The sequence below is a fragment of the Tolypothrix sp. PCC 7601 genome (assembly GCF_025677855.1).
Lineage (GTDB): Bacteria > Cyanobacteriota > Cyanobacteriia > Cyanobacteriales > Nostocaceae > Aulosira > Aulosira diplosiphon.
Window position 1 is genome coordinate 2,514,155 of the sequence record NZ_CP064879.1, and the last position, 12,072, is coordinate 2,526,226.

The 12,072-nt window shown below is 38.2% G+C and carries 9 protein-coding genes and 1 pseudogene; 8 read left to right on the plus strand and 2 right to left on the minus strand.

Annotated features, from left to right (window positions below; genetic code table 11):
* The first annotated feature begins 73 nt into the window (after nucleotides 1–73).
* Nucleotides 74–2,350 (plus strand): RelA/SpoT family protein, encoded by a 2,277-nt coding sequence (locus HG267_RS10555; RefSeq protein WP_045869553.1) that lies wholly within the window; start codon nucleotides 74–76, stop codon nucleotides 2,348–2,350.
* A gap of 96 nt (nucleotides 2,351–2,446) precedes the next feature.
* On the opposite strand, the gene HG267_RS10560 is transcribed toward HG267_RS10555, so the two are convergent.
* Together HG267_RS10560 and HG267_RS10565 are read right to left on the minus strand one after the other, a co-directional pair.
* Entirely contained in the window at nucleotides 2,447–2,782 is a 336-nt protein-coding gene (locus HG267_RS10560) for a XisI protein (protein ID WP_045869554.1), read from the minus strand.
* On the minus strand, nucleotides 2,770–3,186 hold the full coding sequence (locus tag HG267_RS10565) for a XisH family protein (RefSeq protein ID WP_045869555.1): 417 nt from the start codon (nucleotides 3,184–3,186) through the stop codon (nucleotides 2,770–2,772). The genes HG267_RS10560 and HG267_RS10565 overlap by 13 nt, the downstream gene beginning before the upstream one ends.
* 211 nt (nucleotides 3,187–3,397) lie before the next feature.
* Between HG267_RS10565 and HG267_RS10570 the strand changes: the two genes are divergently transcribed.
* From HG267_RS10570 to HG267_RS10600, 7 genes and pseudogenes are all read left to right on the plus strand, one after another.
* On the plus strand, nucleotides 3,398–5,497 hold the full coding sequence (locus HG267_RS10570) for a hydantoinase/oxoprolinase family protein (protein ID WP_045869556.1): 2,100 nt from the start codon (nucleotides 3,398–3,400) through the stop codon (nucleotides 5,495–5,497).
* Nucleotides 5,498–5,632: 135 nt separating this feature from the next.
* Nucleotides 5,633–6,196: a hypothetical protein gene (locus HG267_RS10575; protein ID WP_045869557.1), complete on the plus strand. Its 564-nt coding sequence runs from the start codon at nucleotides 5,633–5,635 to the stop codon at nucleotides 6,194–6,196.
* A 79-nt stretch (nucleotides 6,197–6,275) separates the two neighbouring features.
* Nucleotides 6,276–6,821 carry a dual specificity protein phosphatase family protein gene (locus HG267_RS10580; protein ID WP_045869558.1) on the plus strand — a complete coding sequence of 182 codons (546 nt, stop codon included), beginning with the start codon at nucleotides 6,276–6,278 and terminating at the stop codon, nucleotides 6,819–6,821.
* A gap of 209 nt (nucleotides 6,822–7,030) precedes the next feature.
* The gene (locus tag HG267_RS10585) at nucleotides 7,031–8,602 is read left to right on the plus strand and encodes a hydantoinase B/oxoprolinase family protein (protein WP_045869559.1); all 1,572 of its coding nucleotides are present in this window, start codon (nucleotides 7,031–7,033) and stop codon (nucleotides 8,600–8,602) included.
* Nucleotides 8,603–9,166: 564 nt separating this feature from the next.
* Entirely contained in the window at nucleotides 9,167–10,213 is a 1,047-nt protein-coding gene (locus HG267_RS10590) for an integrase catalytic domain-containing protein (RefSeq protein WP_052335137.1), read from the plus strand.
* A gap of 56 nt (nucleotides 10,214–10,269) precedes the next feature.
* A pseudogene (gene tnpC, locus HG267_RS10595) lies at nucleotides 10,270–11,743 on the plus strand (IS66 family transposase).
* 119 nt (nucleotides 11,744–11,862) lie between these two features.
* Nucleotides 11,863–12,021, plus strand: a complete 159-nt coding sequence (locus HG267_RS10600; RefSeq protein WP_263420044.1) for a hypothetical protein — start codon at nucleotides 11,863–11,865, stop codon at nucleotides 12,019–12,021.
* The last annotated feature ends 51 nt before the right edge of the window (nucleotides 12,022–12,072 follow it).

Here is a 12,072-nt window from a genome sequence, read left to right on the forward strand (position 1 = left end):
ATTTTCCTGCGGCGATGCTGTTAGTTTGCTCCTCTCTAAACCCTATCCACAGATCACCTTTAGTTCTCTTTGTATGAGTACCATAGTTCTCAATTCTTCCATTGATGTTCCTCTTCCGGAGTGGCTCAAAAAATGTTTAAAAGAGTCATACAGAAATGGTGGCGTAGCGGAAGACGATCGAAGGCATAATGATACAGTTTTAATTGCTCGAGCATTCCAATTCGCTTATCAACTGCATCAAGGACAATACCGAAAATCGGGAGAACCATATATTTGTCATCCCGTTGCAGTGGCAGGATTACTGCGTGACTTAGGCGGTAGTGCTGATATGATAGCAGCTGGATTTCTCCATGATGTAGTTGAAGATACAGATATTACAATTGAACAAATAGAAGAGCTATTTAGTTCAGATGTACGGCAATTAGTAGAAGGTGTCACCAAACTTTCTAAAATCAATTTCAAAAGCAAAACCGAAAGTCAAGCAGAAAATTTTCGGCGGATGTTTTTAGCAATGGCACAGGATATTCGCGTTATTGTGGTGAAGTTGGCTGACCGTCTGCATAATATGCGAACTCTGCAATTTATGCCAGAGGAAAAACGCCGTCGCATTGCCCAAGAAACCAGAGATATTTTTGCACCCTTAGCTAATCGTTTGGGGATCTGGCACTTTAAATGGGAACTAGAAGATTTATCTTTTAAATATTTAGAACCAGAAGCTTTCCGCGAAATTCAACAGCACGTTTCTGAAAAACGGACATCACGAGAAGAGAAATTAGCGAAGGCTACAGCAACTTTACGCGATCGCCTACAACAAACTGGGATTAAATGTCTTGATATTAGCGGTCGTCCTAAGCATCTTTATAGTATTTACCAGAAGATGCAGCGACAGCAAAAAGAATTTCATGAAATCTATGATTTGGCAGCGCTGCGGATTATCGTTGAGACCAATGAAGAATGCTATCGTGCTTTAGCGGTAGTGCATGATGCCTTTCGCCCAATTCCTGGTAGATTTAAAGATTATATTGGGCTACCAAAACCAAACCGTTATCAGTCATTACATACTGGCGTAATTGGGCTGACTGGTCGTCCCTTAGAAGTGCAAATCCGGACAATGGAAATGCACCATATTGCTGAGTATGGGATTGCTGCCCACTGGAAATATAAAGAAACAGGCAATTCTAATAATAGCCATTTAACAGCTACAGATGAGAAATTTACTTGGTTGCGGCAACTGCTGGAATGGCAAAGTGACTTAAAGGATGCTCAAGAATATCTTGATAGTGTCAAAGATAATTTATTTGAAGATGATGTCTATGTTTTCACCCCCAAAGGTGATGTAATTCCTTTAAGTCCAGGTTCTACCAGTGTTGATTTTGCTTATCGCATTCATACAGAAGTAGGTAACCACTGTGCTGGAGCTAAAGTCAATGGGCGCATGGTACCACTGTCAACGCGGTTGCACAATGGCGATATTGTGGAAGTGATGACGCAAAAGAACAGCCATCCTAGCTTGGATTGGTTAAATTTTGTCAGAACTTCCGCCGCTAAATATCGCATTAAACAATGGTATAAGCGATCGCGCCGGGAAGAAAATGTGGCTCGAGGTCGAGAATTATTAGAAAAAGAACTGGGTAAAACTGGTTTTGAAAGTCTCTTAAAATCAGACGCAATGCACAGCGTGTCTGAAAAATGTAACTACCACAGCGTTGAAGATTTACTTGCAGGTTTGGGTTACGGAGAAATCACCCTGAATTTAGTTCTCAACCGTTGGCGAGAAGTGGTAAAAGCACAACAACCTATGGTTGTTGCACCCCCATATTTACCCAAAGAGTCACCCAGCAACGCCAAAGCTTTGCGAGATGCACCAGCAACCCATTCCCGCGCCAGCGATTCGCCAATTGTTGGGGTAGAAGGTTTGGTGTATCACCTGGCTGGGTGTTGTACCCCCATTCCTGGAGAACCGATTATTGGCGTAGTTACCCGTGGACGCGGCATTTCTATTCATCGCCAAGGGTGTAATAATCTCGAAAGTGTGGAATATGAACGGCTAGTACCAGTAGGGTGGAACAATACTCCAGAACATACTGCACGTCCCCATACTTACCCCGTAAACGTGCAAATTGAAGCACTGGATCGCGTCGGAGTATTAAAAGATATTTTGTCACGTTTAAGCGACCAGGGGATTAACGTTCGCCATGCTCAAGTAAAAACTGCGATCGGACAACCAGCATTAATGGACTTAGGTATAGAAATACGCGATCGCCCACAACTAGAGCAAGTGTTTACCCAAATTAAAAAAATGAGCGACATTCTCAATATACGTCGCGTCGGTCAACTAGAAGATTCGTAGGGGCAATGATGCCCCTATATTATTCAGTAGGTACAGGTAATTAAGAAGTAGGGTGTGTTATGCCGTAGGCTAACGCACCTTCAATTTTTTATATAACTACCCAACTGCAAAACCATCAAATTGACGCATAAAAGGTGAGTGATATGCCAAAACAATATCTTCTTTAGCTACACCCAATGCCACTAAATCATTTGCCACTCCTATTTCAGTACCGTCATACTGTATCCAAATTTTCCCTTCAATTAAATCCAAATGAATTAAAGCACCAAATATGCGTTGATATCCATCCCATCCAGCATGAAAAACTTGGTAATGGTCATTGACCTCATCACAAAAAGTATAAACTTGAATATCCCCATTACTCGGCTTCATTTGGGCATATTCATTAATTATTTGGCGAATCAATTGACGGTAATTATTTAATTTATCCATTCCACAATTACCTCATTAACTGGATCGAAAATAATTATTTTCAGTTCATAGACTTGTATACTTAATTGAGGTAAATCTCGCAAGAAAAAACTTCGGTAAACATCCGTAGTTACTGCCAAATATAGCTTTCTTTGGGGTTGTTGTATTTGTAATACAGCTCGATAGTTGAGAAATTGTCCTAAAGCAGTGTGAAACTCGTTGAGTGCTGAAGGTGCTAAGAAACTCTTAACTTCAACAGCGATTTGTTCTTTTTCCCGTTCCGCAACAATTAAACGTTCTGCACCTAAGTCAATCCGTATTTGGTCATCACCTAGACGCAAATATAATGGGTCTTTGTTAACTAGCCAGCCATCTTTTTGTAAAGCTGCTTTGACAATATCATGGAAGATATCTTTTGCAGACACGATATACTTAAATTAAATGTAATACTAATTTATATTAAATTATTTTACCAGAAAATTAGCCAAAAAATATAAAATATACCTAAAAATACTCAATTTGTATGATAAATATTCCTGCCAATCAATACTCGTAGTCAAAATATTTTACAGTCGAAGTAGAAATACTCTAATAAGTCTTGTTATTCTACTTCTAGAGCATTAAATAAACAGAGAAATGTTAAAATTCTTTGCTGACCGTGGTGGAACATTTACCGATATAGTTGCGGTTACAAATAATCAGAAAATTATAGAAAGATTATTAAAGCATCCGGAACGATTTTTAATTGTAAATCTGCCTAATCAGCAGTGGATTATCGTTTATAAATTACTCTCAGAAAATCCTGAACAATATCAAGATGCAGCTATCCAAGGAATTCGGGATATTATTGGTATTTCTCAGGATGAGGCGATTCCTACGGAAGCTATAGAAGTAGTAAAAATGGGGACAACAGTAGCCACTAATGCACTGTTAGAAAGAAAAGGCGATCGCGTCGTCCTGCTAATTACCAAAGGCTTTAAAGATGCGTTGCGTATTGGCTACCAAAACCGCCCTGATATTTTTGCCCTTCATATAGTTTTACCAACGATGCTTTATGAGCAGGTAATTGAAGTTGATGAACGCTATGATGCTCAAGGTAATAAATTAATAGCTGTTAATCTTGCACAAGTGAAACAAGACTTACAAGCAGTTTACAACACAGGAATTCGCAGTTGTGCCATTGTTTTTATGCACAGCGATCGCTATCACAATCACGAGCAACAAGTATATCAAATTGCTCAAGAAATTGGATTTACACAAATATCAGTATCTCATCAGGTTAGCCCTTTAATGAAGTTAGTTAGTCGCGGTGATACCACAGTTGTAGATGCTTATTTGACACCAATTTTACGGCGCTATGTGAACCAGATAGCAAGTCAGTTACCTGGAGTCAAATTAATGTTTATGAAATCTGACGGCGGTTTAGTTACAGCCCAACAATTTCAAGGTAAAGATAGTATTTTAAGTGGCCCGGCTGGGGGAATTGTGGGTGCAGTTCAAACTAGTAAAAGAGCAGGTTTTGAGTTAGTAATTACCTTTGATATGGGTGGAACTAGTACTGATGTTGCCCATTTTAAAGGAGAATACGAACGCCAATTAGAATCTGAAATTGCTGGTGCGAGGATGCGAGTTCCAGTATTAGCAATTAATACAATTGCGGCTGGTGGCGGTTCAATTTTATTGTTTGATGGTTCTAGTTATCGTGTAGGGCCAGAATCGTCTGGATCAAATCCTGGCCCTGCTTGTTATCGACGTGGCGGCCCTTTAGCAGTAACTGATGCTAATGTCATGTTAGGTAAAATTCACCCACAATATTTTCCAGCTGTTTTTGGAATTGAGGGCAATTTACCATTATATCAAGAGATTGTCACAGCTAAATTTACCCAGTTAGCAGAAGATATCAAAACAGCAACAGGTAACAATCGTACCCCGGAACAAGTAGCTGCAGGATTTATTGCGATCGCAGTAGAGAATATGGCGAATGCCATTAAAAAAATCAGTCTCCAGAGGGGTTATGATGTCACGCAATATGTACTTTGTTGTTTTGGCGGTGCTGGCGCACAAGTTGCTTGTTTAATTGCCGATACTTTAGGCATGAAACAGATATTTCTTCACCCTTACGCTGGCGTTTTATCTGCTTATGGTATGGGATTAGCTGATATTCGAGCCATTAGAGAAAAGGGAGTAGAACAGCCTTTAACATCAGCATTAATTTCCCAATTACAAAATTTAATTGCTAATTTAGCTACTCAAGCAGCCAGTGAAATTAGTAATGATTATAATACTCAGCAGCAGGAAATAGTTGCTAAACTAAATTTAAAATATGAAGGTACTAACTCCATATTGATAATTGATTTTAAGCCTGAAGTTTCAGCCATGCGAGCAAGTTTTGAAGCTGAACATAAATCTCGCTATGGTTTCATCCAACTAGAAAAGCAATTAATTGTGGAATCTGCTTCAGTTGAATTAATTCAAAAAATGGACACACCTGAGGAACCTTTAGTTACTCGCACTCGTTCTTTAGATGAAAAGCCTCAAGCTGTTGAGCAAGTGAGGATGTTTACTAGCGAACAATGGCATAATACACCTGTATATCGTCGCGAAGATTTGCAGACAGAAGATGTTATTCATGGGCCTGCCATCATTGTTGAAAAGATTAGTACAATTGTAGTTGAGCCTAACTGGGAAGCAGAATTAACTGAACGTAATCACTTAATTTTAAATCGTAAAGATTAATTAATTTTGCTAAATAATCAACAAATTATCAATGCTATTGAGTATTAACCGTAAATACTACAATGCTTACTGAAGTTTAAGTATTTAAAATTCTAATTATTAAGAAACGATGATGATATCGCCATAAAACCTACCATGACACAAGCTATTTTGAGATTGAGAAAGTTATTGTCATCTGTTGTCCCTATCAAACGTTGTAATCTACATATCATACTTTCTTTAAAAAACTTGCAAATAATCCTATCAGATTTATCCAATACAGGAATTACAGATAAAAGTTCTGGCTTATTTGGTAGCATCGAAAGGCGATATTTTGTCAAATTAATAAATGATCATTCTTTCCGCATCAATGGCCCTTACGCCTACAAGAAACTTTGTATTGAAACTCAAGCCCAGATACATATTATGGAAAATATTAATAATGAATTGATTGTAGCTTTAAAAATGCGACCATCCAACCGGGAATTATTGATATTGGTGATCATGTGGTTGTTGATGTTATCTATTGTAATCACTGGCATTATTTTTTCATGGCAACAAGCTTTACAAGGCTCACATTCATCAATATTTATGATATTTATGCTAATTATGTGGCTAACCTTTGTTTCAATCTTGTGGTATGTAGGAATAACAATTAATTTTCAGTATGAAGCTCAGAAGATTATAAACATATTAAAATATCAATTACAATCTAAATAAATAATTGAATATACTGCGGTTTATGAACATTGTTTTTACTAATAAATTTTAATTATCAAAATATCAATGATATTAAATTATGTACAAATTTGCTGCAGCTTCTGAAAATGAAACTATTGTATTTGGTGCTGCAAGGCCTGGATATAGTAGCCAAAAAATCAATCAGTGGATTGAGTTTATGCAAAGTCAAAATATTCAGCGTGTTTGCTGTTTACTTCATGAAACTCAGCTAAATCGATACTCAAATTTACTGCAAATTTATCAAAACAACTTTGGAGTTGAGCGAGTTTGTTGGGCACCAATTGAGGATTTCCAACTAGTGAATAATGAAACCCTCACTCAGAAAATATTGCCTTTTTTGTTACTTGCAAACCAAGCCAGTGAAAAAGTAGTGGTTCACTGTGCTGGGGGAATTGGACGCACAGGACATATCTTAGCTGCTTGGCTAGTTAGCGCGCGGGGATTTTCTAATCAAGCAGCGATATCAGCAGTGAGAAAAACTGGCAGGAATCCGTATGAAGCTGCAATTGCTGCTTTTTTAAAAGGTCGAAATCCTTGTCAGGTTATTGCAGAATTAAACCAACTATTAGATGATTGCCGCCTTACAAGCAAAAGTATGCTTTAAGAGACTATTTATAAAGTAACGCACCGCCCGCCGCATGGATAATGCGTTAGGCGCTAGTATAGTTATTTCATGACAAATCATATTGAAAACCACACCTAATGCAGCCTACAATAATTTTATTTTTACTTTATAAATAACCTCTAAGCACCTATTTAATTCTAATGATATGAAACTACGGAAGTTGCTATATTTCAAAAATAGGAGCGAAAATGTCCGAAATATCTCAACCTGACCCTGTTCGTCTAGAAATATTTAAAAATCTCTATCAATTTATCGCTGAACAAATGGGAATTGTTCTGCAAAATACAGCTGCATCTGTGAATATCAAAGAACGTCTAGATTTTTCCTGCGCTATTTTTGATACTTCTGGATTATTAGTGGCTAATGCACCTCATATTCCCGTACATTTAGGTTCCATGAGCGAAAGTGTCCGCAGTTTAATTAACGATAAAGGCGATACGATAAAACCGGGAAATGTCTATTTATCTAATAATCCTTATAATGGCGGCACCCATCTTCCTGATGTCACTGCAATTACTCCTGTATTTCTCGATAGTAGTGAAAATATTTTAGTTAACAGTCCTCTTTTCTATGTTGCGTCTCGCGGACATCAAGCTGATATTGGTGGTATTACCCCAGGTTCTATGCCTCCCCATAGTAAAAATGTAGAGGAAGAAGGAGTTTTATTTGATAATTTTCTCTTAGTTGAAAAAGGTAACTTTCAAGAACAGTCAGTACGAGATTTACTTTTAAATCATCGTTATCCTGCTCGTAATTCTGACCAAAATATTGCAGACTTTAAAGCACAAATTGCCGCCAATGAACGAGGCGTGCAAGAACTGCGTAAGATGGTTAATCAATATCAATTGCAAACAGTACAAGCTTATATGAAATTTGTGCAAAATCATGCAGAGGAGGCAGTTAGACGCGCAATTGATATTCTTACAGATGGTTCATTTTGCTATGAAATGGATAGCATGGCAAAAATTCAAGTAGAAGTAAAAATTAATCATAAGAATCGCAGTGCTACTATTGATTTTACTGGTACATCTAAACAATTAGATAGTAACTTTAATGCTCCTAAAGCTGTTACTCAGGCGGCAGTATTATATGTTTTTCGTACTTTAGTAAAAGATAGTATTCCCCTAAATGCAGGGTGTTTAAAACCTTTGGAAATTATCATTCCTGAAGGCTGTATGCTGAACCCAACTTATCCAGCAGCCGTAGTTGCAGGTAATGTGGAGACATCTCAAACAATTGTTGATGCATTATATGGTGCTTTAGGTGTCATGGCTGCTTCTCAGGGAACCATGAATAACTTGACGTTTGGGAATGAACGTTATCAATATTATGAAACTATCTGTGGTGGTGCTGGTGCAGGGATTAACTTTCATGGTACTGATGCAGTTCATACCCACATGACTAACTCCCGTTTAACCGATCCTGAAGTTTTAGAAACTCGCTATCCTGTACAAGTAGAAAGCTTTAGTTTGCGTCCCGATAGCGGCGGTAAAGGCAAATTTTCTGGTGGTAATGGAGTCATTCGCCGCATCAAGTTTCTAGAACCAATGACAGCAAATATTCTTTCTAATCATCGGCGTATCCCTCCCTTTGGATTAAATGGTGGAGAAGCAGGAAAAGTAGGACGCAACTGGGTACAACGTCAAGATGGTAATCAAGAAACTTTAGATAGCACTGCAACTGTAGAAATGAAACCTGGAGATGTATTTGTGATAGAAACTCCGGGAGGAGGAGGATTTTTTAAGAGTTTTGAGGAGTAAGATTTGAGTCATGATCAGTTTCTATCGACAATCAATCAGACTTTTACCAAGTCAAATAGTGTTTGCGATGCATCAACAATATTCGAGAGGACACGGTAGTAGCTCAATGTAGCGTAGACGCGTAGCGGCTTGTCTTTGACATCGTTTTTAACCAACCTTTAAACTGAATTTCTACAGCAATGCTGTTTCTCCGTTGATACCATTTTTCTCAAGCTGTTCTTCGTGATGATGCCAGTATCTTACTCAGGAGATTTTCGCTTGCAAATTGCTGTAAGTTTAATTATGAAAATATAGTTTTTCCAAAACTCAATTTATACTATTGTTATCTTGAAAAATAATAATGATTATTTAACTTCCGGATGGTGTCCATTAAATAATTATTGTCCATTTTAAAGAATTATTGTCCATTTTAAATTTATAGTGCTTATAGCTGAAACCTTTTGATAGCAAAGGTTTCAGTTATTTTGTTCTTAGATTATTTTTTTCCCACTTTTAAATCAAATGATGTCATAAATCATATAAAATTTTAAAGTAAATGATGACATATTTTTTGGAGATGAGCTGATGCCCAGGAAGCCTACGAGCGAAGCCTTTCCAGGATTAGAGATTGAGGAAGTAGTAAATAAGGAAGAAGAGCAAACAAAGCACCTACTAGTTAACGAAGATTCATCCGACTATCTTAAAAAGGTGGAATTAATAGATGTCATCCGCCAAGCGCCTAACAAAGCAGCTCGTATGGATGCGATCGCAGATGCAGCGAAAGCTTTGGGTAAAAGCACCCGAACTATTAAGCGCATGGTGGAGAAAGTTGAACAGGTAGGAGTTGCAACTCTAGCTGTTGGACGTAAAGATAAGGGACAATATCGTATTTCCCAGCAGTGGCATGATCTTATTGTGAACCTTCATAAATGGGGTAACAAAGAAGGTTCTCGGATAAACCACAATCAGATTTTTGGCTATTTAAAAGCTTTAGCTTCCCAAGGAGAGAAGCTAGAACAAAAGAAGCATGATGAAAAATTTAAGGGATACTCTCAAGTGAGAGAGGATTTAATAGCAGGCAAACATCCTTCTCATGTCACTGTTTATAAAGTAATAAATGCCTATATAGAAGAAAAAAATAAGACATTACGTCATCCTGGATCACCAATTGAAGGACAAATTCTTCAAACAACAGAAGGGATTTTAGAAATCACCCACAGCAACCAGATTTGGCAGATAGACCATACTAAGCTAGATATTTTGTTAATTGACGAAGAAGATAAAAAAGTTATTGGTCGTCCATATATCACATTGGTAATGGATAGCTATTCTGGGTGTGTGACAGGTTTTTATCTAGGTTTTGAACCTGCTGGCTCACATGAAGTTGGTTTAGCTCTGCGTCATGCGATTTTACCAAAGCACTACGAAACCGAGTACGAGCTTCAAGAAACATGGCAGGTGTGCGGAATTCCAGAATATATAATGACAGATCGTGCGAAGGAATTTAAATCGGCACATTTAAAACAAATTTCCCTACAATTAGGTTTTACGCGGCGGTTACGTGCTTTTCCTCAAGCAGGTGGTTTAATTGAATCAATATTTGACAAGATTAATAAAGAAATTTTGTCGTAAGGATTCAGGTGGCAGAGTATTGACAAAGGGATCGCTTGAGGAGGAGTATCACAGATATGAACCAAAACCTGCCTCAAGATTTAAACCGGGAAAGCTTGAACCAGTTATCGAAACAAGAACTGGTAGAGATAATCATTGAGCAGAGCAAGGTAATAGGTGAATTACAGAAAACAGTATTAGAACTACAGCAAGAAATAGAACGTTTAAAAGTCAGCAGAGATTTAGACAGCAAAACCTCATCTAAGCCGCCATCAGGGGACATCCTCAAAAAGAGTGAAAACAAAAAAAGCAGCACCGCAAGAAGAATCAAATCATCCCAAAAGAAAGCCAGGTGGGCAACCAGGGCATCAAGGTAAGACCCGTAAGGGTTTTGGTAGAGTAGATCGTTGTGAAATCTTACGTCCAAGTGATTGTGTCTGTTGTGGTCAAAAAGCGTTTGCGGCTGTGGCAGTAAAAGTAGAAAAACAGTCTGTAGCGCAACTAGTGGAGCGTCCCATTGAAATAGTTGAGTATCAACGCCATACGTGCCAGTGTGAGTACTGTGGCAATATACAAACAGCCTCCTGGTCACAAGATATCATCCCAGGACAGGATTTAGGGATTTCTTTACAGGCATTTTTAGGATGGGCAAATAATTATGCACATATGCCCTATGAAAAACAGCAAGAAATGTTGTGGGAGTTAGGTCAAATTGAAATTGGGCTGGGAACTTTAGTCACCACAAATGAACGAATTCAAACAGCGATTCAACCAAGCATTACTGAGTTAAGTAATTGGGTAAAACAGACACAACCTAACATTCATGTGGATGAAACACCTTGGTCTGTCAAGGGAGTTAAAGAATGGTTGTGGGTAGTTGCCAATTCTGAGTTTTGCCTGTTTACTGCTGCTGACACTCGTTCCAGAGCAGAACTAGAAGCCATTTTAGGGGCTAAATATACAGGGGTAATCAGCAGCGATGATTTTAGTGTTTACAATGGCTATGCGGTGCCTGAGCAGCAGAAATGTTTGGCTCATCTACGCCGTCACTTCAAAAAACTAATTCAACTTCCAGGTCTTCACAACCAAGCTATTGGTGAAGCATTTGTGGATTTAATTGATGAAGCTTTTGGAAATTATGCCCAATGGTTTGAGACTCTTGACTGCGCCAGTTATAACGATTGGGTCAATCAATTCAAATCTAAATTGCAACAAACACTTGATGACTGGATTAACTTAGCCGGAGCTACAGCAGGAAACCTTTTACGTTCCTTGCGCGATAAAGCCTCCCAATGGTGGTATTTCCTTGACAACCCTGAAGTTCCTCCTGATAACAATCAAGCCGAGCGATCGCTGCGTTTGGCTGTGACAAAACGTAAAGTTAGTGGTGGTTCCCGTTCGATGGAGCGGTTTCAACATACTGCCAATTTGTTGACGGTGGTTCAAACCTGTCGTCGTCAAAGTCTGTCTGTTATTGATTTTTTTGTACAAGCACTAATTGCTGACTCTATTAATTCTCAGTCTCGCCCTTCTCTAGTTCCTCAATTTTAGACCTGAATCCTTACATTTTGTCTTTATATGGTGGATATACGGGTTCAAGTGTAGAGGAACGTCCGCCAGAAGCAGAAAGGACTGCCTGTCTGACGCTTGATAAACTAGAGAAAATCTTAGTGAGATATTTTGTAGACCATTACAATCGTCATGATTATCCAAGGGTGAAAAATCAAAAACGTATTGAGCGATGGAAATCAAGGTTGTTAGAAGAACATGAAGTTCTCGATGAACGTGAACTAGATATTTGTTTAATGAAAGTTGCAATACGTAATTAGGACTAACGCATTGACAGAATGATAAAATAATGCGTTAAGAAAAAAGTGTTG

What these genes read in the sequence shown, in the direction of transcription:
- HG267_RS10575 (WP_045869557.1), top strand. Translation starts at nt 5,633, where the DNA reads ATGACACAAGCTATTTTGAGATTGAGAAAGTTATTGTCATCTGTTGTC.
- HG267_RS10570 (WP_045869556.1), top strand. Translation starts at nt 3,398, where the DNA reads ATGTTAAAATTCTTTGCTGACCGTGGTGGAACATTTACCGATATAGTT.
- HG267_RS10560 (WP_045869554.1), bottom strand. Translation starts at nt 2,782, where the DNA reads ATGGATAAATTAAATAATTACCGTCAATTGATTCGCCAAATAATTAAT.
- HG267_RS10580 (WP_045869558.1), top strand. Translation starts at nt 6,276, where the DNA reads ATGTACAAATTTGCTGCAGCTTCTGAAAATGAAACTATTGTATTTGGT.
- HG267_RS10555 (WP_045869553.1), top strand. Translation starts at nt 74, where the DNA reads ATGAGTACCATAGTTCTCAATTCTTCCATTGATGTTCCTCTTCCGGAG.
- HG267_RS10590 (WP_052335137.1), top strand. Translation starts at nt 9,167, where the DNA reads ATGCCCAGGAAGCCTACGAGCGAAGCCTTTCCAGGATTAGAGATTGAG.
- HG267_RS10585 (WP_045869559.1), top strand. Translation starts at nt 7,031, where the DNA reads ATGTCCGAAATATCTCAACCTGACCCTGTTCGTCTAGAAATATTTAAA.